This window comes from Halorhabdus sp. BNX81, from assembly GCF_029229925.1.
Classification (GTDB): Archaea; Halobacteriota; Halobacteria; order Halobacteriales; family Haloarculaceae; genus Halorhabdus.
Window position 1 is genome coordinate 1,925,637 of sequence record NZ_CP107254.1, and the last position, 22,349, is coordinate 1,947,985.

At 63.7% G+C, this 22,349-nt stretch carries 19 protein-coding genes; 9 read left to right on the forward strand and 10 right to left on the reverse strand.

The genetic code is table 11. The annotated features are described in order from the left end of the window. Positions 1-15 precede the first annotated feature (15 nt). The 6 genes from purB to HBNXHr_RS09710 all read left to right on the forward strand — a co-directional run bounded on the left by purB (position 16) and on the right by HBNXHr_RS09710 (position 7,906). Positions 16-1,398 (forward strand): adenylosuccinate lyase, encoded by a 1,383-nt coding sequence (gene purB, locus HBNXHr_RS09685; protein ID WP_275881971.1) that lies wholly within the window; start codon positions 16-18, stop codon positions 1,396-1,398. A gap of 102 nt (positions 1,399-1,500) precedes the next feature. Next, the gene (locus tag HBNXHr_RS09690) at positions 1,501-2,481 is read left to right on the forward strand and encodes an isocitrate/isopropylmalate dehydrogenase family protein (protein WP_275881972.1); all 981 of its coding nucleotides are present in this window, start codon (positions 1,501-1,503) and stop codon (positions 2,479-2,481) included. A 142-nt stretch (positions 2,482-2,623) separates the two neighbouring features. After that, a complete protein-coding gene (gene pfkB / locus HBNXHr_RS09695) occupies positions 2,624-3,535 on the forward strand; it encodes a 1-phosphofructokinase (protein ID WP_275881973.1) in 912 nt (303 codons plus the stop codon). Positions 3,536-3,644: 109 nt separating this feature from the next. Beyond that, positions 3,645-4,637, forward strand: coding sequence for a class II fructose-bisphosphate aldolase (fba, locus tag HBNXHr_RS09700; RefSeq protein ID WP_275881974.1), 993 nt, complete (start codon positions 3,645-3,647; stop codon positions 4,635-4,637). Between the two features lie 78 nt (positions 4,638-4,715). Then, the gene (locus HBNXHr_RS09705) at positions 4,716-6,920 is read left to right on the forward strand and encodes a hypothetical protein (protein WP_275881975.1); all 2,205 of its coding nucleotides are present in this window, start codon (positions 4,716-4,718) and stop codon (positions 6,918-6,920) included. A 392-nt stretch (positions 6,921-7,312) separates the two neighbouring features. Beyond that, a complete protein-coding gene (locus tag HBNXHr_RS09710) occupies positions 7,313-7,906 on the forward strand; it encodes a hypothetical protein (protein ID WP_275737027.1) in 594 nt (197 codons plus the stop codon). Between the two features lie 255 nt (positions 7,907-8,161). On the opposite strand, the gene HBNXHr_RS09715 is transcribed toward HBNXHr_RS09710, so the two are convergent. From HBNXHr_RS09715 to HBNXHr_RS09755, 9 genes are all read right to left on the reverse strand, one after another. Next, positions 8,162-8,506 carry a hypothetical protein gene (locus HBNXHr_RS09715; RefSeq protein WP_275881976.1) on the reverse strand — a complete coding sequence of 115 codons (345 nt, stop codon included), beginning with the start codon at positions 8,504-8,506 and terminating at the stop codon, positions 8,162-8,164. Positions 8,507-8,531: 25 nt separating this feature from the next. Further along, a complete protein-coding gene (leuD, locus tag HBNXHr_RS09720; protein WP_275881977.1) occupies positions 8,532-9,143 on the reverse strand; it encodes a 3-isopropylmalate dehydratase small subunit in 612 nt (203 codons plus the stop codon). Beyond that, entirely contained in the window at positions 9,140-10,561 is a 1,422-nt protein-coding gene (gene leuC, locus HBNXHr_RS09725; protein ID WP_275881978.1) for a 3-isopropylmalate dehydratase large subunit, read from the reverse strand. The genes leuD and leuC overlap by 4 nt, the downstream gene beginning before the upstream one ends. 56 nt (positions 10,562-10,617) lie before the next feature. Then, on the reverse strand, positions 10,618-11,628 hold the full coding sequence (gene ilvC, locus HBNXHr_RS09730; protein WP_275737031.1) for a ketol-acid reductoisomerase: 1,011 nt from the start codon (positions 11,626-11,628) through the stop codon (positions 10,618-10,620). Between the two features lie 72 nt (positions 11,629-11,700). Beyond that, positions 11,701-12,318, reverse strand: a complete 618-nt coding sequence (gene ilvN / locus HBNXHr_RS09735; protein ID WP_275881979.1) for an acetolactate synthase small subunit — start codon at positions 12,316-12,318, stop codon at positions 11,701-11,703. Further along, positions 12,319-14,100, reverse strand: a complete 1,782-nt coding sequence (gene ilvB / locus HBNXHr_RS09740; protein WP_275881980.1) for a biosynthetic-type acetolactate synthase large subunit — start codon at positions 14,098-14,100, stop codon at positions 12,319-12,321. It abuts the gene before it with no gap. Positions 14,101-14,469: 369 nt separating this feature from the next. Then, complete coding sequence (locus tag HBNXHr_RS09745; RefSeq protein ID WP_275883710.1) at positions 14,470-15,687, reverse strand: 2-isopropylmalate synthase; 1,218 nt, start codon at positions 15,685-15,687, stop codon at positions 14,470-14,472. 155 nt (positions 15,688-15,842) lie between these two features. Beyond that, on the reverse strand, positions 15,843-17,195 hold the full coding sequence (locus tag HBNXHr_RS09750; RefSeq protein ID WP_275883711.1) for a metallophosphoesterase family protein: 1,353 nt from the start codon (positions 17,193-17,195) through the stop codon (positions 15,843-15,845). A gap of 60 nt (positions 17,196-17,255) precedes the next feature. Further along, on the reverse strand, positions 17,256-19,106 hold the full coding sequence (locus HBNXHr_RS09755) for an SLC13 family permease (RefSeq protein WP_275881981.1): 1,851 nt from the start codon (positions 19,104-19,106) through the stop codon (positions 17,256-17,258). Between the two features lie 129 nt (positions 19,107-19,235). On the opposite strand from HBNXHr_RS09755, the gene purL reads away from it, so the two are divergent. Continuing rightward, positions 19,236-21,386, forward strand: coding sequence for a phosphoribosylformylglycinamidine synthase subunit PurL (purL, locus tag HBNXHr_RS09760; protein ID WP_275881982.1), 2,151 nt, complete (start codon positions 19,236-19,238; stop codon positions 21,384-21,386). A gap of 12 nt (positions 21,387-21,398) precedes the next feature. Here purL and HBNXHr_RS09765 read toward each other — a convergent pair whose 3' ends face one another. Continuing rightward, positions 21,399-21,587, reverse strand: a complete 189-nt coding sequence (locus tag HBNXHr_RS09765) for a hypothetical protein (protein WP_275881983.1) — start codon at positions 21,585-21,587, stop codon at positions 21,399-21,401. Positions 21,588-21,744: 157 nt separating this feature from the next. Here HBNXHr_RS09765 and HBNXHr_RS09770 point away from each other — a divergent pair, with 157 nt between their 5' ends. Continuing rightward, the gene (locus HBNXHr_RS09770) at positions 21,745-22,005 is read left to right on the forward strand and encodes a hypothetical protein (RefSeq protein WP_008524752.1); all 261 of its coding nucleotides are present in this window, start codon (positions 21,745-21,747) and stop codon (positions 22,003-22,005) included. Then, positions 22,006-22,257 (forward strand): type II toxin-antitoxin system HicA family toxin, encoded by a 252-nt coding sequence (locus tag HBNXHr_RS09775; RefSeq protein WP_008524745.1) that lies wholly within the window; start codon positions 22,006-22,008, stop codon positions 22,255-22,257. It abuts the gene before it with no gap. The last annotated feature ends 92 nt before the right edge of the window (positions 22,258-22,349 follow it).

Here is a 22,349-nt window from a genome sequence, read left to right on the forward strand (position 1 = left end):
CACCCAGCCACGGACATGACTGATCGCGATCCGCTGTCGGCGGTCTCGCCGCTCGATGGCCGTTACGCCCGCTACACCGACCCGCTGGTGCCCTACGCCAGCGAATCGGGACTGATCCGCGCCCGCGTTCGTGTGGAAGTCGAGTACCTGCTCGCGCTCGCCGACCTCGACGCGACGCCCCTCGAAATCGACGACGACCAGCGCGCGACACTTCGGGCCGTCTACGAGGACTTCGACGACGAGGACGCCGCACTGGTCAAACAGATCGAAACCGAAGGGACCGAGACGTACGACGCGACCAACCACGACGTCAAGGCCGTCGAGTACTTCCTCCGGGAGCGACTGCCCGCCGATCTCGACGCCGAACAGTGGCTGCACTTCGGGCTCACCAGCGAGGACGTCAACAACCTGGCCCAGCGAATCCTGGTGAAGCCTGCTGTCGAGGACGTCCTCCTGCCTGCCCTGCGGGACGTCCGGGACGCCCTGGTCGAACTTGCCCAGACCTATCGGGACACGCCGATGCTCGCCCGGACCCACGGCCAGCCGGCCACGCCGACGACCTTCGGCAAGGAGATGGCCGTCTACGCCTCGCGACTCGGCCGCGCACTCGGGCGAATCCAGTGGGCGACGGATGGGCTCTCCGGGAAACTCGCCGGCGCGTCGGGGACCTACGCCGCTCACCACGCGGCCTACCCCGACGTCGACTGGCCGGCCTTCGCGCTGGGGTTCGTCGACTCGCTCGGCCTCGACCACGAACCACTCACGACGCAGGTCAACCCGTGCGATGATCTCGCGACGCTGTTCGGCGCACTCCAGGGCGCGAACCGGATCTTGCTTGACCTCGACCTCGACGCCTGGCTGTACGTCTCGGATCGCTATCTCGGCCAGCGATCCGTCGACGGTGAGACCGGTTCCTCGACGATGCCACACAAGGTCAACCCGATCGACTTCGAGAACAGCGAGGGCAACCTCTCGAAGGCCAACAGCGATCTGGACTTTCTGGCGGGGTACGTCACCAACTCCCGACTCCAGCGTGACCTCTCCGACTCGACGGTCAAGCGCAACATCGGCGGCGCGCTCGCTCACTGTCTGATCGGCTACGAAAAACTTCAGCGGGGACTCGGAAAGGTCGTCCCGAACGAGGCCGTCATGCGTGAGGATCTCGAGGCAACCCCCGCCGTCATCGGCGAGGCCGTCCAGACGATTCTCCGACGAGAGGGCTACACTGACGCCTACGAGCGCGTCAAAGAACACACGCGCGGTGAGTCGATCAAGATGGCAGACTTCGAGGCGTTGTTTGCGGATCTCGATGTCGATCCGGCTGTCAGGGACGAACTCGAAGCGTTGACGCCGGCATCGTATACGGGTATCGCCGACGAACTGGCTGACGTTCAGTAGCCGGGAGCCGACGCGTTCGCCCTCCCGTTGGGACACGCCGTCTTCGACCTATCGCTCAGGCATATCGATACCCTCTTTTCCCCGCCTGTGGGATCTACCGCCATGACGAAACAGATCGCCGCCATTCCGGGCGACGGCATCGGTCAGGAAGTGCTCCCTGCAGCCATCGACGTGCTTGAGGCACTCGATCGGGACTTCGAGTTCGTCGAGGGTCGCGCGGGCAATGCCGTCTACGAGCGCGAGGGCACGCCCCTGCCCGAGGAGACGCGGGAACTCGCCCGGGAGGCCGACGCGACGCTGTTCGGTGCCGCGGGGGAACTCGCGGCCGACATCATCCTCCCGCTCCGCCAGGACGTCGAGTCCTTCGCCAACATCCGCCCGGCTCGCGCGTACCCGGGTGTCGACGCCGTCAAGCCCGAGACCGATCTGGTTTTCGTCCGGGAAAATACCCAGGGCGTCTACGCCGGCTTCGAATCCGACCTTACCGATGACGTCGCAACGTTGACGCGACTCATCACCGAGGATGCGTCCCGGAAGATCGCCGAGTACGGCTTCGAGTACGCCGACGAGCACGACGCCGACCGGATCACTGTCGCCCACAAGGCCAACGTGATGCGAAAGACCGACGGGCTGTTCGTCGACACCGCCGCGGAGGTTGCCGAGGAGATGGACGTCGAGTACGACGAGGCGCTAATCGACGCGCTGGCGATGCACCTCGTTTTACACCCCGAGGATTACGACGTGATCGTAACGCCGAACCTCGCCGGCGACGTGCTCTCGGACCTCGCAGCGGGCCTCGTCGGCGGGCTCGGCATGCTGCCAAGCGCCAACGTCGGCGAGGACAACGCGCTGTTCGAACCCGTCCATGGCTCGGCCCCCGACATCGCCGGTGAGGGCGTTGCCAACCCGTCGGCGATGATCCTCTCGGCCGCCATGATGCTCGAGTACTTCGGCTACGACGAGGACGGCCAGCGTGTCCGCAACGCCGTCGAGACCGTGCTCGAAGACGGACCGCGGACCCCTGACCTCGGTGGGGACGCCTCCACCGAGGAGTTCACCGACGCCGTTCTCGAACAGCTTTGAACGGCTGATAGTGCCTCCCTGGCGGCTTGCGGGCCGGCAATCGCACTCGGTACGTCGAGACCGACCTTCTTAAGGCGGAGTAGTGCAACGCTCAGAGGGAAAACGGGACTGTCGGCACGCCGACGGCCCGGAGGAGATCACCATGATACTGACAGTCACACCGAATCCGGCGGTCGATCAGACGATCGAGATGGACGAAGAGGTTCAAGCCGATACCGTCCAGCGAAGTACAGACGCACAGTTCAACTCCGGCGGGAACGGCATCAACGTATCACAGTTCGTCCGCGCTTTGGGGTCGGAAACAGTCGCAACGGGTTTCATCGGCGGCTTCACCGGCTACTTCATCGAGCAGGATCTCGTCGAGTACGACGTACCGACCGATTTCGTCGAGGTCGACGGCGAAACCCGGATCAATACGACACTGCTGACGCCCGAAAGCGAGTACCACATCAATCAGTCCGGCCCGTCGGCTGACCGAGACGCCGTCGACGAACTGATCGAAACGCTGCAGGATCACGAGCCCTCGGTGATCAACATCGGCGGCAGCCTGCCGCCGGAGATGGACGCTGCTGACGTCGATCGGATCGCGTCGGCCGGCGACTGGGACACGGCCCTCGACGTTCACGGCGAACTGATGATCGAACTCGACGGGGAGTACGAATACTGCAAACCCAACCGCGAGGAACTGACGGCCGCGACCGGGATCGAGGTCGAGACCATCGACGACTGTGCGGAGGCGGCCCGCCAGCTTCAGGAGCGGGGCTACGAGCGCGTCATCGCGTCGATGGGCGGCGACGGGGCAGTGCTGGTCACGCCCGAGGAGACGCTGTATGCGCCGCCGCTCGACGTCGACGTTGTCGACACCATCGGTGCCGGTGACTCGATGTTCGCCGCCGTGCTGTGGGCCTACGAGCAGGGCTGGGACGACGAACGCGCGCTCCGTGCCGGGGTCGCGACCTCGGCCCAACTCGTCAGCGTCAAGGGGCCGAGCGTCCACGAACTCGATCCCGAAGCGACGATGGACGAGGTTCGCGTCTGGTCGATGCGAGCGTGAGCGTCACCGTCCGGGAGTGAGCGAGTGGGGTCGCGAGTAAAATCAGTCGGCAGGAAATTCCGCATACGTTATTACGACGGCACCGAAACGACGACTCGGTGACCTACTGATGCCGTTTTACGGCGGAGACGAACTCGGAAACGTGTACGACGAGGCTCTCGACGGAGGGTTCGGACTCGTCGCGAGTAACGTCGCGGAACCGAACACGATGATGGGGCTCATGGAGGGAGCCGACCAGGCCGATTCGGACCTGCTCATCCAGATGAGCGCCGGTGCCTGCCGCTTTGCGGGCAACGGGGACGCCGAGGCGGGCCTGCGCTCGATGGGGACGTATATCGACACCATCGCCGAGCAGTACGACATCGGCGTCTTCCTCAACATGGACCACCAGACGGACATGGACTTCATCGACATGCAGGTCGAGACGGCCATCCCCTCCTCGATCATGATCGACGCCTCCCACGAGGACTTCGAGGAGAACGTCGCCCGCTCGAAGAAGGTCGTCGAAAAGACCGAGCAGGCCGACGAGGAGATCCTCGTCGAGGCCGAACTCGGCCAGATCAAGGGCGTCGAGGACGAGATCGTCGCCGAGGAGGCGTTCTATACGGACCCCGAGCAGGCCGTCGAGTTCGTCGATCGGACGGGCTGTGACCTGCTGGCGATCTCGGTGGGGACCCAGCACGGCGTCGCCAAAGGAAAAGACCTCGATCTCAAGCCCGACCTCGCGACGGAGATCCGGGAGGCCCTCTCGGATCACGGCCTGGATACGCCGCTGGTCCTGCACGGCTCGTCCGGCCTGCAGCCCGATCAGCTGTCTAACTTCATGAACCGTGGGATCTGCAAGGTCAACAAGGACACCCGGTACCAGTACGAGTACACGCGGACGCTCTATGACCTCTACCGGGAGGAACCGAACGACATCGTCCCGCCGGAGGGCGTCGAGGACCAGCGGGATTCGTTCTTCAACGACGTCGACTGGTCGCCCAACAAGGACCGCTTCGATCCCCGCGTCGGCGGTCGCGACGTCCGCGAGCGGATCGCCGAAGTCTATGCCGGCCTCGCGGACGTCTCGGGCAGCGCCGGTCGAAGCCTCTACAAGTAGCACTCTACCGGTAGTTTCTCGACGTAACCGTTTTACAACCGGCGTTCGGATGGAGGGCCTCCAGAACGCTTTTTGCCGATGTCGTCGTCTATCTACGTAAGCGGCGACGCTATCGTCACGAATCACGACACCATGGAAACCCTGCCACTGTCCTCAACACCGCGGTTCGAACCCCTCGTTGCACCGGCAGGTATCCAAGTCGTCGATCCGATCGACGGCGGGCAGTTTACGTTTCTGACGCCCGAGCCCGTCGAGACGGACCCCGCACCCGAGGACGCGTTACCGGTTCCGGTCGACGGCGCAGTCTCGGTCGATACCGACGTGATCCGAACCCCGTATCTCGTCGGCGTCTGGATCAGAAACGGGGAGTTCGATCTCGTCGAGCAATGTACCGGGGGCGATCAGGTGTCACTTCCCGACGGACGATACGTCGTCGAGTTTTCGTCCGTCCAGCTCAAACTCTATCTCGGGATCGACGGGCCTGCAACCGTCGATGCGACGGGTGATCTCGTCGAATTTTCGACGCCGGGACAGTCCGACGTGGTGATCGGGCTCCGTTCGTATCACGAACAACCCGCACGGACGATCACGACGACAGAGAGCCCACATGACGTCATGAAGGCGATTTCACAGTTCCGTGGTGCGCTGAAGACCACGTCACCGGAGCGGTCGTTTCCAACGCTTCGCGGTCATCCCCCGCTGGTGGAGTTCGGCGAGGAGTTTTCCGCACCTGGTGGTACTCGGCTGTCTCCGGCGTCGCTGTCGATCGAATTGCCACCCCGCTGGGATCGTATCTTGCCAGCCGCGCCGCTGTCGTACTATCTCGATGCGGAACTCGTCCCCGGCGAACAGGCACAGTTGCATATCGACGGGCAGACGGTTCCGCTCGTGGGGCCGGACGGCTACGAACAGCGGCTTGCCAAGATCCTCAAGCACGTGTTCACGCTTGATTGCGTGGTCCGGACGGAAGGGCTGTACAACGTTGATCTCCACGAGCGGTCGGTGATCGAGGAACACACCGATCTGGATCTCGACCGACTGTACGACCTGTCACTTGCGGAGCGAACGCAGGCGTACCTTGAGGTTCCTTTCGAGGCCGTCGAACCTGCCACACCGGAGTGGAAGCTGACGGCTGACGTCCAGCCGGATCCCGAGAACGTTCCCGTGTTACCGTTCCTGGCTTCGGACCTTGCCATGATTCGGGCGACGGGAGACGACGATATCGAACCGGAAGACCTCTCTGAGGCCTCACCGGATGTCGAATCGTTCTTCCGAGACGGTCCGACGATGCCTGACCGGCCGGTATTGCTTCGCGGGGCTGCCGACGTGCGATCAAAGACCACGTCAGAGGACTCGACGGTGGCAGAACGAGTCTTCCGGCCGGATCCCACTGACAGCCTGATGCACACGTTCGTCGGTGACGGGATCCCGCTGGGTGCCACCAAGATGACGCCCGAGATGTTCCGCCGCCGTCTGGAGTACGAACCAGTCGAGTCCGACCGGGTTCGGGTCGACGTTATCGTCAACGAGGAAGCGATGAGCGACGAGACCGCCGTCTCGGACGTCTACGGAACGCGCGACTGGATCGACTTCGACGTCACGATCCACTCGGATCTCACGCAGGGCGAACTCGCCGATGTCTTCCAGCGCGATACTGACTTTCTCCACTATATCGGCCACGTCGACGACAACGGATTCAAGTGCAGTGACGGATATCTCGACGTCCGATCGCTGTCGTCAGTCAATCTTAGCGGGTTCCTACTCAATGCCTGCCAGTCCTACGAACAAGGTCATGCGCTCGTCGATGCCGGTGCAGTCGGCGGGATCGTCACCCTCGCGAATATTCCGAATCCGACCGCGACACGGATCGGGAAAAACCTTGCACGTTTGCTAAATACAGGGTTTTCAATCGCCACTGCCCGATCCTTTTTGGAGAAGGATGAACAATTAGCTAAGCGGTACATGATCGTGGGGGATGGCCACGCAAATATCGTGGAGAACCAATCTGGTGCTCCGATTGTAATCAAAGATGTGAATCAAGAAGACGAACGGTATGTTGTTGATATTCAGGGATATCCAGTTGCAAAAATATCAATAGGTGGATTTCGAAGCTGGCATAACAATGGAGTCAACAATATAGGCCATAATTTAATCTCATCAAGAATACAAGATATACGCATGAGTGAGCATGAGCTGAAGTCTTTACTAGAAAATGACGATTTCCCAGTGATTTACGAAGACAACATCACTTGGAGTGCCGATCTGTCACAACGTCTGTTTTAAGGCCCAACAGTAACACTGCTGTGGACAGCAGCAGCTGCCCCCATCTGCGTTAGCAGAACGAGGAGCATGAACAGGACGCCGATCATTCGCGGGTGCTGTGCCAGGAAGCTCGTTTCCTCCGAGTCTGAGTGGCTCATAGCCACTTACGCATTTATTCCATTGATAAAAATATATTTCTAAAATGATCTAATACAACTATATTTAATACAAATAAGGATAATTTTAAATGTATGATAGCGGCAGTACGATCCTTTCCACGAATGGGTGCTATCATCACCCAAGCCGCGATATCTCGGTTTCTGCCGTAACTTACTTAATTGTTAATATTGTAATCGGAACCAGGCAACACAGATGAGTCAACTGAGCATTACACACCAGGGGTGTGACTTGGCGTGAGTTTTGATGTCCCTGACGCCGACGGCCCACCGCAAGAAGCAGCGAACGTCCTGTGTATCTCGCCCGAGATCAGCACGTCCAAAGAGGAGTGCTGCGAGGAATTGTTGACGCGGCGCGGCGCACCTGACCGAATCGTGGGCGTCACCGTCGCCTCGTCGCCCGGGAGTCGGATGGCGGAGTGGGGCAACGCGATCAACCCCATGACGACCGATCTGACCTTCATCGATGTCTCCCACGGCGGCCGTTCGGCCGCGATGTCCGCCGACGGGTTCGGCGGTCAAAACGGCGCACTCGTCGACATCGTCGAAGTGCAGGACGTCGACCTCCGCCAGATCGGCAAGGAACTCACCAACCAACTCGACAGCGATAGTGACGAAACGGTCGTGGTCTGTCTCGATTCGTTGACGGACCTGTTGCAGTTCGATTCCGAAGAGACACTGACTCGGTTTCTCCACGTGCTCACCACGCGTGTGAGCGAGGCAGGAGCCTCCGCCCACTACCACATCGACGCCCACGGGCATCCTGAACGCGTCTTCGAGACGCTTTCGCCGTTGTTCGATGCGACTGTTCGGGCTGAGTCGGACCTCTAGCGCGTCACAAGATTGAGTCCCCGGGGCCCTGCGAACGGAAGCCGTTCATTTTTATTCGTCCCGTCGAAATTCGTCGATACGATGGCCCCGACCCAGGCCGTGTTGGTCAGTGCCCCAGACGAAGCAGTGTCGTCGTTGATCGCTCCGCTCCGGGATCGATGGTCGACACGGACTGCAACGACGCCGGCTGAAACCAAGACGAGCCTCGACGAACGAGTCGCCGTCGTTATCATTGATCCGGCAGTTGAGTCGCTATCAATCGACGATCTCGCGACCATGATCAACGATCGGGTCCCGGACGCTCAAATTCTCCAGTTCGGCCAGAGCAACGATCCGAGTGCGGGGACCGCTGACGCGGTTCTCACTCGCGGTGCCGACGAAGAAACGCTTTGTTCGACTGTCGATCGTCTCCAGCGTAGAGCCCGATACAAGAGATTGCTCTCGCGGTTTTATGCGAAATCCCGATCCCGGGGCGAACAGCCCCCAGAAGAGCAAACTGACGAAGGTGCCCTGAAAATCGCCGATCTCAAGTCCGAACTCGACGAAGTTGCGGCTGAGTTGGACGATGAAGATCTCTTCGATGCTGCCTTGGAATGACAACGAAGTGGTTCGGTAACTCCGGGTTCTAGACGTACGGCAGCGACTGTGCGGTCCGGTCGATCTCGTTTTCGTTAGCGCTCATTAGTGCCGTCGTGTCCCAGATCCCTTCGACCAAGGCCTGACGCTGTGCGTCGTCGACTGTGACCTCGACGGTCCGGTCGCCGTAGGTAATCGTCTCACTCTCGACGTCGATGTCGATCTCGGCGTCGGGATTGTTCTCGATCCAGTCCTGGAGGTCGGCGATCGTCTCGTGATCGGCCGTTACGGTCGGCATCCCGAGTGCGAGGCAGTTGCCCGCGAAAATTTCGGCGAAGGACTCGCCGATGAACGCGTCGATCCCCCAGCGCATCAGCGCCTGGGGGGCGTGTTCCCGCGAGGAGCCACACCCGAAGTTGTCGTTGACGACCATGACTGAGGCATCGCGGAACCGATCCTCGTTCATCGGATGGTCCTTCTGGTTGTCCTCGTCATCGTAGCGGACGTCGAAAAAGGCAAACTGCCCCAGGCCGTCGAAGGTGACGACCTTCATGAAGCGCGCGGGGATGATCTGGTCAGTGTCGATGTCGTTGCCCCGGATGGGCACGCCCGTCCCGGTCACTTCGCGCACTTCGGGGATGTCGGCGTCGAAGTCGCTCATGCGGGGGTCACCTCCGGCAGTTCGCGCACGTCAGTCACTTCGCCCGTCACGGCCGCGGCGGCGACCATCTGGGGGTTCATCAGGACCGTCCGGCCGTCCTTGCTGCCCTGGCGGCCGACGAAGTTCCGGTTTGACGACGACGCGGAGGCCTCGTCGCCCTCCAACTGGTCCTCGTTCATGCCCAGACACATCGAACAGCCGGCGTTGCGCCACTCGAAGCCGGCCTCGCGGAAAATATCCGCCAGGCCTTCCTCCTCGGCAGCCTGCTGGACGCGCTGGCTGCCGGGGACGACCATCGCCCGGACGCTGTCGTCGACTTCCCGGCCCTCGACGATGTCGGCTGCTCGCCGCAGGTCGGGCAGGCGGGCGTTCGTACACGAGCCCAGGAAGACCACGTCGATGTCGTAGCCCGCCATCGTCTCGCCGGGCTCGACGCGCATGTGCTCCTGGGCGCGACGCGCGGTGTCCTGCTTGTCCGCAGGCAGGTCCTCGGGGTGGGGGATCGGCTCGGTGATGCCGATGCCCTGGCCCGGCGTCGTGCCCCACGTGACGACCGGCTCCAGTTCGCTCGCGTCGATGTGGACGACATCGTCGTACTCGGCGTCCGCGTCGCTCCGGATCGACTCCCAGTACGGCTTCAGCTCGTCGAAGGCCTCGGGGTTCTCCTGGAAGTAGTCCGTCTCTTGCATCCATTCGTAGGTGGTCTCGTCAGGGTTGACGTAGCCCGCGCGAGCGCCCCCCTCGATGGACATGTTGCAGATGCTCATCCGGCCTTCCATGTCGAGGTTCTCGATGGCCTCGCCGGCGTACTCGTAGACGTAGCCGACGCCGCCATCAGTTCCGAGGCGACGGATGATCTCCAGGATGATGTCCTTGGCCTCGACGCCCGGCCCCAGTTCGCCGTCGACCTGGATCTTCCGGACCTTCTGTTTTTCCATGGCGATGCACTGGGTGGCCAGGACGTCCCGGATCTGGGAGGTCCCGATGCCGAAGGCCAGCGCGCCGAAGGCACCGTGGGTGGAGGTGTGGCTGTCGCCACAGACGATGGTCTTGCCGGGCTGGGTGATGCCCTGCTCCGGGCCGATGACGTGGACGATGCCCTGATCGCCCGTCGTCGGATCGGAAAACTCGATGCCCGCGTCGCGGACGTTTTCCTCGAGTTCGGACATCATCTCCTCGGCCGCGTCATCGCTGTAGGGCCGGGACTGATCGCTCGTCGGGACGATGTGATCGACCGTCGCGTGGGTCAGATCCGGCCGGGCGACCTCGATATCTCGCTCCCGGAGCATCCCGAAGGCCTGCGGGCTCGTGACCTCGTGGATGAGGTGCAGCCCGACGAACAGTTGATCCTGTCCGTTGGGGAGTTGCGTTACCTTGTGCTCGTCCCATACCTTGTCGTACAGCGTTCCCTGACTCATACTCGTCCTCTGTCTGTCGTGTGCGTTCGATAACGTGATTGCATTGTCTCAGTCGCTCACTCGGCGGCCTCGTCCCAGGAGAACAGCTCCCGGAGGGGCTCGCCGACTTCCTCGATTTCGTGGTTCTGCTCGGCCTCGCGCAGCTGCTTGTAGCTGGGCCGGTTGGTCTGGTTCTCGGAGATCCACTCCTTGGCGAAGGTGCCGTCCTGGACCTCTTCGAGGATCTGCTCCATGCCCTCGCGGGCGGAGTCGTCGATGACGTACTCCCCGCGAGTCAGCCCGCCGTACTCGGCGGTATCGGAGACGGAGTTCCACATTTCCATCAGCCCGCCCTCGTAGACCAGGTCGACGATCAGCTTCAGCTCGTTGAGGACCTCGAAGTAGGCCATCTCGGGGCTGTAGCCCGCGTCGACCAGGGTCTCGTAGCCGACCTTCATCATCTCGGTGACGCCGCCACAGAGGACGGCTTGCTCGCCGAAGAGGTCGGTCTCGGTCTCCTCCCGGAAGGTCGTCTCGATGACGCCCGCCCGCGTACAGCCGATCGCCTTCGCGTACGCGAGGGCCTGTTCCTTGGCCTCGCCACTCTCGTCCTGGTAGACGGCGACGAGCCCAGGGGTACCTTCACCGCGCTGGTAGGTCCGCCGGACCAGGTGGCCCGGTGACTTCGGGGCGACCATCGCTACGTCGACGCCTTCCGGGGGTTCGATCTGGCCGTAGTGGATGTTGAACCCGTGGGCGAACTGCAGCGTGTCCCCCGGTTCCAGGCTGTCCTCGATCTGGTCGTAGACGACCGGCTGGACGTTGTCCGGGACGAGCATGACGACGATGTCGCCCTCGGCCGCTGCCTCGGGGGGCGTCTCGACCTGCATGCCGGCGTCCTCGGCGACCGGGCGGTCCTCGTTGCCCTCGGGCAGGCCAACGACCACGTCGACGCCGCTGTCGTCGAGATTCTGGGCGTGGGCGTGGCCCTGGCTGCCAAAGCCAAGGACCGCTACCGTCGCGTCTTCGAGATACGATTCGTCCGCGTCGTCGTCGTAGTAGACAGTCGTGTCGAATTCGTCAGTCATCGGTAGTGTGTCGTCTTCGTTTCCGGATGGGTCAGTGTTCAATCTATCGTGTCGGCGTGCTCGGTCGTCGAACTACTCCTCGCTCATGTGCCCGTTGGCGTCCATCGTCTCCGCGCCGCGTTCCAGCGCCGCCGCGCCGGTGCGGACGACCTCCTCGACCTCGAACTGCTCGAAGGCCTCGACCGCGGCGTCGATCTTCTGCTTGCTGCCCGTAATCTCGACCGTCACGGCGTTCGTCGAGGCGTCGACGGCCTGGCCGCCGTACATCTCCGCGACCGACTGGATGTCGTCGGGCTTCTCGCCGCGAACCTTCACGAGGGCGAGTTCCCGCCGCATCGCCTCGGGCTTCAATTCCTCGACGGCGATCGTGGGGACGAGCTTCTCGAGTTGCTTCTTGGCCTGCTCGATGCCCGGCTCGGCCTCCTCGATGACGATCGTCATCCGGGCGATGTCGTCGTCGGTCGTCGGCCCGACGGTGAGGCTCTCGATGTTGAACTGCCGGCGACTGAACAGCCCCGACACTTCGGCGAGGACGCCGGGCTCGTGTTCGACCAGCGCCGATAGCACGGCCATCCGGGGCTGGTGGGTCGCCTCCGCTTCCGGATCGATACGAATACCTTGCTCGTTGCGCCGCCCCTCGGGTCGCATCCGCTCCTCGGGGGCCGGCCCTGGGAGTTCGCCACTGCTCATTTACAGTCCCTCCAGTTGTTTCTCCGAGAGTGCAAACAGTCCGTTGTCGCCGCCGCTCGGGACCATGGGATAGACGTTCTCGCCGGGATCGATGATCGCGTCGATCACCGCCGGGCCATCGTACTCGCGTGCTTCCTTGATGACTTCCTCAACCTCGTCGTGATCCTCCAGGCGGAACCCGCGTGCGCCGAAGGACTCCGCCAAGAGGTCGAACTCGGGCACCCACTGGTACTCACTGGCCATCCGCCGGCCCTCGTAGAAGCCGTCCTGCCACTGGCGGACCATCCCGATGGCCTCGTTGTTGAGGATGACGTACGTGATGTCCAGGTCCTCGCGGACTGCCACGGACAACTCCTGCATCGTCATCAGGAACGAGCCGTCGCCGTCGAAGGCGACGACCTCCCGGTCGGGGGCGGCCAGCTTCGCGCCGATGGCCGAGGGGACACCGTAGCCCATCGTCCCCAGGCCATTCGAGGAAACCCAGGTCCGGGGTTCGGTGTAGGTCCAGAACTGGCAGGCCCACATCTGGTGTTGGCCGACGCCCGTGGTGACGATCGCGTCGTCGTCGGCCATCTCGGCGAAGCGCTCGACGACGTGCTGGGGTTTGATCGGCTCGTCCTCGGGTGCTTCGTAGTCCAGCGGGTATTCGTCCTTCCAGGTCTGGCACTGCTCGCGCCACTCGTCGGCGTCTGGCGCGTCCGTTAGTTCGTCCTCGAGCTGTTCGAGGACGCGCTCGGCGTCGCCCAAAAGCGGGTAGTCGGCGTAGATGTTCTTGTTGATCTCGGCGGCATCGATCTCGACGTGGATGACCTCGGCGTCGGGCGCGAAACTGTCGACACCACCAGTCAGCCGATCGTCAAAGCGCGTGCCGACGCCGATCAACAGGTCCGTGTTCGTGATCGCCAGGTTGGCCGCGCCGGTGCCGTGCATCCCCGCCATCCCCAGCGATAGCTCGTCGGTCTCGGGGAAGCTTCCCAGCCCCGGCATGGTCGTGATCACCGGGATGTCGTACTTGCGGGCGAACGCGCGCAACTCGTCGCTGGCTTCGCCCTTGATGACGCCGCCGCCCGAGAGGATGACCGGCCGATCGGCGTCCTCGATCGTTTCGGCCGCGGCCTCGATGACAGCCTCGTCGGCAGTCTCCGGCGGGTGATAGGTATCGGGCGTCTCCGGGGAGACCGGCTGGACGTCGGTCTCGGCCTTGCTTGCGTCCTTCGGGAGATCGACCAGCGTCGGCCCCTGGCGACCGGACTCGGCCAGGGCGAACGCCTCGCTGACGTCAGCACCCAGCGTGTCCGGGTCGCCGGCGAAGTAGTTGTTCTTGGTGATGGGCTGGGTGATCCCCACCGTATCGACTTCCTGGAAGGCGTCGTTGCCGACGAAGTCAGTCGCGACCTGGCCGGTCAGCGCGATCATCGGATCGGAGTCCATCGACGCGTCGGCGATGCCCGTCACGAGATTCGTCGCGCCCGGGCCGGAGGTCGCCATCGCGACGCCCGGTTCGCCCGAGACGATGCCGTAGGCGTCGGCGGCGTGGGCCGCACCCTGCTCGTGGGCCATCGTGATGTGCTCGATGTCCGAGTCGTACAGGGCGTCGTAGACGGGCATGATCGCGCCGCCCTGGACGCCGAAGGCCATGTCGACGCCGGCCTCTTCGAGGGCGATGATCGCCGCTTCCGCGCCCGTCGTTACCTCGCGCGCGTCGTCAGCTTCGTCCTCCTCATCGGCAGCATCTGTCGATGGATCCGGCTCGCGGTCCTGGTGGAACGCGCGTTCGCTCATGGTCGATACCTCCGTGTCGTGGCCGGTCGTGAGCGCGTGGCTCGCGGACGCGGCGTCGGTGAATCCTGGGATGTCATGGTTCGCTTGTGTGTCATGGCTGGCGTCGAGTCGCTGGTAGCTGCAGCGCCGTCCGATCGTCGTGGAAATGGGGTACTGTCGGGGCTATGCCGCCCCTACAATACCGACAAGAAGCAGGTCGGCCGCGTCGCTGTCGCCGGATCGAACGCCGGATGTGGACAGCGGACGCATCAGTATCGGAACATCGCCGTCGTTCATTATAAACGTTCCGTGAGACGATTTCCCGAACGCCCGAGCGACCGCCGTACAGCGGCCGCTGATCGATCCGGGCGAGCGACGTGGACGACATGGTCAGGCGCGGACCTCCTCGCGCGCCCGGTCGACGTCCACGTCGCGGGCGAACCGTTCGAGGACGTCCATCGTGATCCGGTTTTGCTCCGCGCCGTACTCCTTGACGCGGCGGGTCACCGTCCGGACCTCTTGCTCGGTCGGCTCGAAGCCGGCCTCGACGAGGCGCTCCCGGACCGAGTGTTGGCCGGTGTGTTTCCCGAGGACGAGTTCGCGCTCGGCACCGACCATCTCGGGAGTCATCACGCCGGGCTCGAACGTATCGCTGTTTTCGATGACGCCCGCGGCGTGGATGCCCGACTCGTGCGAGAAGGCGTTGTCGCCAACGACGGGCTTGTTGCCCGGCGTGTCGACGCCGCTTTTCTCCTCGATCAGCCGGGAGAGCTCCGTGATCCGGGTCGTGTCGATGCCCGTATCCACGTCATACAAGCTCTCTAACGCCATGACGACTTCTTCGTAGGCGGCGTTGCCGGCCCGCTCGCCGATGCCGTTGACGCTGACCTGGGCCTGTGCGCCGCCGGCCTCGAAGCCCGAGAGGGCGTTGGCCGTCGCCAGCCCGAAGTCGTCGTGTGTGTGCACGTCGACGCGTGCGTCCGTGTGGGCGACGACTGTGCCAACCATCTCCTGGAATCGACCGGGCGTCGCGACCCCGGTCGTGTCGGGGATGTTGATCCAGTCGGTGCCCGCCTCGGTGACGGCCTCGACGACGTCGATCAGGAAGTCCTCGTCGGTGCGAGTGGCGTCCATCGGCGAGAACATACACTCGACGCCGGCGTCTTTGACGCGCTCGACGGACTCGACGGCCCGTTCGACGGCGTCCTCGCGGGTCGCATGCATCGAATCCTGGAGCTGGATGTCGCTTGTCGAGACGAACACGTGGATCAACTCGACGCCCGAGTCGATGGCCGCCTCGACGTCCTTCTCGACGACGCGGGCGAGCCCGCAGGTGGTCGTCGTGGTACTTTCGGCGATATCGCGTACCGCCTCGAACTCCGCGTCGGAGTTGACGGGAAACCCCGCTTCGATGACGTGGGTGCCCATCTCGTCGAGCACCGCCGCTATCTCTCGTTTGTCTTCGTAGGAAAACGAGGTTCGCGGCGTCTGTTCCCCGTCGCGAAGCGTGGTGTCGAAAATTCGTGCGTCCGTGATTTCGGACGTACTATCGAGTGTGCCCTGGAAGAACTCGATCCGCCGGGGATCCCGACGTAACCTCGTGCGTATTGGACATTTGCAACCGAATTGACGGCGTGGTCGTATTTAAATCTTCTCGATGCGAACGGGAGAATCCCACACACGGGAAGTTGCCGCCCGTTCTCCGACGTGAGATCGAACGCGTGTCCGCCAGGAGCAGCCACACACGATCTTTGGCCCTCGACCTACTCGTCAGGAGATGTCGACGCTGCCCTTGTGTCATCGGCGACCACGCGATCCGGGATTGTCGGGTCAGGCACACGACCGACCGTCAGCAGTCGCTCGGTGAACGTCAGGTCGGTCTTGGCCGGGTCCGGTTTGTCCATCGTCTCGTACTCGACGGCCACGCCCTCGTCTTCGGCGGCGATCCGGACAATATTCAGCCGGAAGGTCGGGTGGAACACCGGCGGGAGGATCCCGGCGATGACCTGCCGTCGGTGAAACCGCTTGAGCCACGTCCCTGTGTTGACGATCAACCGCCCGTCGTGTTCGTCGACTGCCGGCCGGTGGGTGTGCCCGTAGCAGAAGACGGCCGTCTCGGGGTGTTCCTCGAAGAGATCCTGTGCCGCCGCTCGGTATGGTTTGCTCGGATCGACGGTGAACTCCGTCTCGACGAGGCCGAAGCGATCGATCGTCCGCTTGAAATCCTGGAGGATGAACCGAATCGGAATCCAGACCAGCACGAGGATGCCGACGATCGCCACGTTGATCGCGAGCAGCGAGAACGCGAGCGCCCCGGCGGACCCGAACCGGCCAAAGGCCCCCTCGACAGTCTCGGTCGGCATCGACCAGACGCCAACCAGGTCGAGACCGACGGCGATCGCAGCGATCGCACTCAGGTTGAACACTAACAGAAAGGGGACGATCGCGTACCGCAACAGCGGGTGCATCTCGTTGTAGAAGTACTTCGAGAGGAACCACACCGGGACCCGCTCGGTCGGCGTGACTGCCTGGATGTCCTTCAGCCAGTTGCGCCGGCCGCGAGCCGACACCTGGCCCGCACGACTGGTCACGAGCGTGTTGTAATAGTAGCCAAGCGGCTTCTCGTGGGGATTGCCGAAATCTTCGAAGCGGTTGTTCGGGTCGCGCTGGTTGCCGTGCTCGAAGTGGATCGTCCGGTCGCCGACGGGACGGGTGATCGACTGCTCCTGGACGAGATCCACGTTGTACGCGGCGAAGCGCTCGACGTACGCGTCGTAGGCGGCGAGTTCGTGGTCGTGATTGCCGGGTAGCAGCGTTATCTGAACGTTCTCCCCGGTCGCCCGGAGTTGCTCGAAGAGGGCCGGGTATCGCTCGACCAGCGCGTCGAACTTTTCGATCCCCTCCAGGGTGGTGAACTCCCAGAGGCCGAACGCGTCACCGTTGATGACGAGTTCGGCGTCCTCGTCTAACTGTTCGAGCCGCTTGAGGAACGAAAGCAGCTCATCGAGGAACTCGACGTGTTCGAGTTGCTCGTCGCCGCCGATGTGGAGGTCGCTGATGACATAGTAGACTGGTTCGTCCTCGTCGGCATGGTTCTCGACGTGGGCCTCACCCATCGTCTCTTCGTGCTCGCGCTGGGGCATAATGTCTTCGCCCGCGGTATCGGTCACGACCGATCAGGTAAGCCCCCACATCGCGGCGATGCCGACCGTCGTCACGACCGCGAGCAGCAACTGCAGCGGGCCACCGACCTTCAGGAAGTCCGAGAACCGGTAGCCGCCAGGACCATAGACCATCAGGTTGGTCTGGTAGCCGACCGGCGTCATGAACGACGTCGCCGACGCGAACATCACTGCCAGCAGGAACGCGAAGGGGTCGGCCCCCATCTGGCCCGCCGCGTTGACGGCCACTGGAATCATCAACACGATGGTCGCAACGGGCGTGATGACGTTCGCCAGCAGGCCAGTGAAGACGTAAAACAGTAGCATCACCAGGATCAGCGGCAGGAACGCCTCAGTGGCGACCAGTGCGTCCGCCAGCACCTCCGCGCCACCGGTCTCGCCCATCGCGGACCCGAGTGGAATCACGCCCGCGAGCAGGAAGACGATGTTCCAGGAGACGGCGTCGTAGGCATCGGATGGCGACAGACAGCCGGTGACGATCATCACGAAGACGCCCCCGAGCGCGGCGATCACGATCGGCAGGAGATTCAGCGCCGCCGCGCCGATCACGCCGGCCATGATCGCGACCGCGAGTGGCGTCTTCGCGGAAAGCGGTGCGGCTGTCTCCGGCTCCACCGCGTCGATCCGTTCGGAAGCGCTCTCCTCGGTGACGATCAGGTCCCCAGACTCCCCGAAGTACTCGATCGCCGTCGGCGATAGCCGAACCAGCAGGAGGTCTCCCGGCTCGACAGTCACGTCGTCGAGGTCCTGGCGGATGAGATTCCCACCCCGTCGGACTGCAAGAACCGTCGTCCGGTGAAACTCCTCTAAGCGTGCCTCCGCGAGCGTCTCCCCGACGTACGCCGAGTCCTCTGGCACGACTGCGGAGGCAAGCGTGTTCTCGGTCGGGCTCTCGTCGAAGGTCCCGTCGGTAACGTCCTCCCGGACGAGTCGACGCAGGTCGAAGGCGTCACGGAAGCGGGTCGTCGCCTGGCTGGGACCGTTGACCACCAGTATGTCGCCGGCAGCGAGTCGCTGGTCGGTGTCTGGGACGGCGTAGGCCTCGCCGTTTCGTCGCACCTGGAGTACATCGACCGGGACATCCTCGCGCGCATCCACGTCGGCGGCGCGCTCGCCGACGAGCGACGAGCCCTCGGGGACACGCAACTGCGCGAGGTGATCTTCGAGGTCGAACGCCGAGACCAGATCGGCGTCGACCGGGATCCGGGCCGGGGTGAGTCGACGGCCGACCGTCAGCAAGTACACCAGCCCGACCACGAGGATGACGACGCCAAGCGGCGTGAACTCGAACATCCCGATGCCGCTTCGGCCATCGATGAGTTCCCGGGCGAAGTCGCTGGCGAGGATGTTCGTCGAGGTGCCGACGAGCGTCAGCGTCCCGCCGAGGATCGCGGCGTAGGACAGTGGCAACAGCAGCTTCGACGGCGAGACGTCGCTCCCCTCGGCGAGATCGGTGATCATCGGGATGAACACGGCGACGACCGGCGTGTTGTTGACGAACCCCGCGATCGGGCCGGTCGTGCCGACGGTCGCCAGCAACGCCCGTCCCTCGTCGCCGCGGACGAACCCGGCCAGTGAGACGCCGAGGCGCTGGACGAGTCCCGTATTCTGGATCCCGGCACTCAGCATGTACATCGCGACGATGGTGATCGTCGCCGGGTTGGCGAAGCCGGCGATCGCGTCTCTCGGCGTGACGCCGATGGTCGGACCCAGTACAGCCAGTGCGACGATGACACCGATCGCCGTCACGTCGTTCGGGATCACTTCCGAGACGAACAGAACCAGTGCAATGCCGATCAGCCCGAAGACGAGCGCCGCCTCGAAGGGGATCCCTGCGACAGCCATGGCAAGATCGACTCGGTCCGGACGCTTAAACGCTCGTGGCAAGCGTGGCCCTGCACCCGGAGGCGGTTCGTCGAGCAGTTCGCGCCCGCATGGAAAGCGATAAACGCTACCGGTGGCGAGAGGCCGGTAATGGCCCTTTCGACCTCGGACCGGGCGGTCGTCGTCGAGAAGATCGACCGCGACCCCACGACGGCGGAGGCGGCGCTGTTCGAGAACCTCTGGAGCGAGCACTGCTCGTATCGCTCCTCGCGTCCACTCCTGGGGCGCTTCGAAAGTGACGGCGAGCACGTCGTCGTCCCGCCGGGTGACGACGCCGGCGTCGTGGCGCTGCCCGAAGACGAGAACACCTACCTCGCGATGGGGATCGAGAGCCACAATCACCCCTCCTACGTCGATCCCTACGACGGCGCGGCCACCGGCGTCGGCGGCATCGTCCGTGACATCCTCTCGATGGGCGGGTTCCCGATCGCGCTGACCGACAGCCTCTACTTCGGCGACTTCGATCGCGAACACTCCCGCTATCTGCTGGAGGGTGTCGTCGAAGGGATCTCCGACTACGGCAACTCGATCGGCGTGCCGACCGTCGCCGGGAGCGTCGCGTTCCACGAGGACTACGAGGAGAACCCGCTGGTCAACGTGGCCTGCGTGGGAATGCTCTCGGCCGACCGCCTGATCACCGCCGAGGCCCAAGAGGCGGGCAACAACCTCGTCCTCGTCGGGGCCTCGACCGGCCGGGACGGCCTGGGTGGGGCCTCCTTCGCCAGCGAGGACATCGCCGAGGACGCCGAGACCGAGGATCGCAGCGCGGTCCAGGTCGGCAATCCCTATCGGGAGAAGCTCCTCATCGAGACCAACGAGGCGCTTATCGAGGAAGACCTGGTCGAGTCGGCCCGCGACCTCGGCGCGGCCGGCCTCGGCGGCGCGTCGAGCGAACTCGTCGCCAAGGGTGGGTTCGGCGCGGCAATCAACCTCGACGACGTCCCGCAGCGCGAGCCCAACATGAACGCCACCGAGATCCTGCTCTCGGAGTCCCAGGAGCGGATCGTCTACGAGGTCACGGACGAAAACGTCGAACGCGTTCAGGAACTCGCCGCGCGCTACGATCTGGAAGCGGCGGTCATCGGCGAGGTGACCGAGGACCCGAACTACACCTGTACGCTCGACGGCGAGGTCGCGGTCGACGTGCCCGCCGAGTTCGTCGGCGAGGGCGCGCCGCTGGCAGATCTGGACACTGTCGAGCCCGAACAGCCCGACGAGGATCGACCCGACGTCGATCTCGAAGACGCGGTCGAGACCGTCCTGGCCAGTCCGAACACCGCGAGCAAGCGCTGGGTCTACCGTCAGTACGACCACGAGGTCCAGGTCCGCACGGCGATGCGGCCGGGCGACGATGCCGCGCTGCTCGCGATCCGCGAGGCCGAGACCGACACGGGCCTCGCGATCTCGGCGGGCGCGGACCCCAACTGGACGGATACCGCGCCGTATGAGGGCGCATTTGCGGCCGGCCTGGAGAACGCGACCAACATCGCCGCCAAGGGCGCGACCCCCCTGGCGGCCGTCGACTGTCTCAACGCCGGCAACCCGGAGAAGCCCGAGGTCTACGGCGAGTTCTCGGGCATCGTCGACGGGTTGGCCGACGCCTGTAAAGACCTCTCGGTCCCGGTCGTCGGCGGGAACGTCTCGCTGTACAACGACTCCTCGACGGGGCCGATTCCGCCGACGCCGACGCTGACGATGGTCGGTACCAAGCCCGGATTTTCCGCCCCGTCGATGTCGCTCTCCGGCGACGGGACGCTCGTGCTCGTCGGCGATCTGGCGATCGGTGACGACGCCGAGCCCCGCCTCGGTGGCTCGGAGCTGCTTGTCGAGACGGGCGGCAGCGACCGATTCCCGGAGCTGCCCGACGATCCGTCCGGGTTCATCGACACACTCGCGGACGTGGCCGATCACGAGGACACCCTTGCCGTCCACGACGCCAGCCACGGTGGCCTCGCGGTCACGCTCGCGGAGATGGTCCACGACGACGCTGGCGCGGACGTGACGGTCGACGCCGCCGACCCGGTCGGTGCGCTCTGTCACGAACAGCCGGGCCGGGCGGTCATCGAGACGACCGACCCCGCGGCGATTGCGGACGCCTTCGACGGCGTCGCGCCGGTCGTCGAGATCGGTGCAGCCGACGACTCGGGGACGCTAGATCTCACCGTCGGTGAACAGTCACTCAGCTTCGACGCAGAAGCGATCGCCGACCTGCGGTCAGTTCTCGAAGACGAACTCGACTGACGGCGCGGCCGATCAGGCCAGAAGGAGCGCGAGGCCGAACGTCGCCAGCAGGCCGACGGCGGCGATGGCGATGCCGGTGCCGACCTGTTCGATCGTGTACTCGCCCTGGGGAGCCGTGCTTCGCAGCGGTGGCTCCCTGGACGGCGGCGCGGGATCGGTCGGATCGTATTCGGGGCGCTCGGTTTCGTGATCGTCGCTCATACGAGCGTCTTTCGGCGGGTCGCACTTCGAGTTGTCGGTGCCAGCAGGACACGAATACCGCGTCACAGAAGCGTCGGAAACGCCCTTGGATCATCGATGGACGGTCAATACAGTCCATCAACCGAACACTTATCTCTTCGGTCCATCTACACAACGTATGGCGAGTGCAACACGAGACAAGTCTCCTGAAGAAGGCGTGGAGTTCATCCACGAGGATGATGGGCGGATTACCGCTCGTGATCTGGAAAGTGGTGTTGCCTCCTTCGGCGAGACGAAAGCAGAAGCACTCCAGATGCTTGCCGAGGCGCTTGCGTGCCATGAGGGTGCCGGAAAGCCAGTCACCGACGAAGACCTCGAAGAGTGGGGACTTGACGACGTTGAGTCTGGCGATACGGAACTTCCCGAGTTCATGCAGTAGATGGTGCGGACACAGTTTTCCGGGCGTGAAATCGCTTCTGTGCTGATTGACCACGGATTCGTCCGGACAGGTCGAGTTGGCAGTCACTTGAAGCTCCGCTACGAGTCGCCCGACACCGACGAAGTCCGTATTGTCACCGTCCCAATGAAGTCAGCGGATGCTATCCCAACGGGGACGCTCCAGTCGATCGCCGAGCAGTCTGGGGCAAACGATTTCTATGCATGGTGTCAGTGGATCAGTGAAAACCTGTAGCGCTTGGTTCGCATATGTAGCGACTGGCTGTTTCATTTTGTTTTCTGATGGAAGGAACTCTTTATTTGCGTTTATTGATGGCTCCACGAATC

Bases quoted from the DNA above. Each gene is read 5' to 3' on its own strand.
- purL (WP_275881982.1), top strand. From the start codon at position 19,236: ATGGCCCTTTCGACCTCGGACCGGGCGGTCGTCGTCGAGAAGATCGAC.
- leuC (WP_275881978.1), bottom strand. From the start codon at position 10,561: ATGAGTCAGGGAACGCTGTACGACAAGGTATGGGACGAGCACAAGGTA.
- ilvN (WP_275881979.1), bottom strand. From the start codon at position 12,318: ATGAGCAGTGGCGAACTCCCAGGGCCGGCCCCCGAGGAGCGGATGCGA.
- pfkB (WP_275881973.1), top strand. From the start codon at position 2,624: ATGATACTGACAGTCACACCGAATCCGGCGGTCGATCAGACGATCGAG.
- HBNXHr_RS09770 (WP_008524752.1), top strand. From the start codon at position 21,745: ATGGCGAGTGCAACACGAGACAAGTCTCCTGAAGAAGGCGTGGAGTTC.
- ilvB (WP_275881980.1), bottom strand. From the start codon at position 14,100: ATGAGCGAACGCGCGTTCCACCAGGACCGCGAGCCGGATCCATCGACA.
- ilvC (WP_275737031.1), bottom strand. From the start codon at position 11,628: ATGACTGACGAATTCGACACGACTGTCTACTACGACGACGACGCGGAC.
- HBNXHr_RS09775 (WP_008524745.1), top strand. From the start codon at position 22,006: ATGGTGCGGACACAGTTTTCCGGGCGTGAAATCGCTTCTGTGCTGATT.
- fba (WP_275881974.1), top strand. From the start codon at position 3,645: ATGCCGTTTTACGGCGGAGACGAACTCGGAAACGTGTACGACGAGGCT.
- HBNXHr_RS09690 (WP_275881972.1), top strand. From the start codon at position 1,501: ATGACGAAACAGATCGCCGCCATTCCGGGCGACGGCATCGGTCAGGAA.
- HBNXHr_RS09765 (WP_275881983.1), bottom strand. From the start codon at position 21,587: ATGAGCGACGATCACGAAACCGAGCGCCCCGAATACGATCCGACCGAT.
- HBNXHr_RS09705 (WP_275881975.1), top strand. From the start codon at position 4,716: ATGTCGTCGTCTATCTACGTAAGCGGCGACGCTATCGTCACGAATCAC.
- leuD (WP_275881977.1), bottom strand. From the start codon at position 9,143: ATGAGCGACTTCGACGCCGACATCCCCGAAGTGCGCGAAGTGACCGGG.
- HBNXHr_RS09755 (WP_275881981.1), bottom strand. From the start codon at position 19,106: ATGGCTGTCGCAGGGATCCCCTTCGAGGCGGCGCTCGTCTTCGGGCTG.
- HBNXHr_RS09750 (WP_275883711.1), bottom strand. From the start codon at position 17,195: ATGGGTGAGGCCCACGTCGAGAACCATGCCGACGAGGACGAACCAGTC.
- purB (WP_275881971.1), top strand. From the start codon at position 16: ATGACTGATCGCGATCCGCTGTCGGCGGTCTCGCCGCTCGATGGCCGT.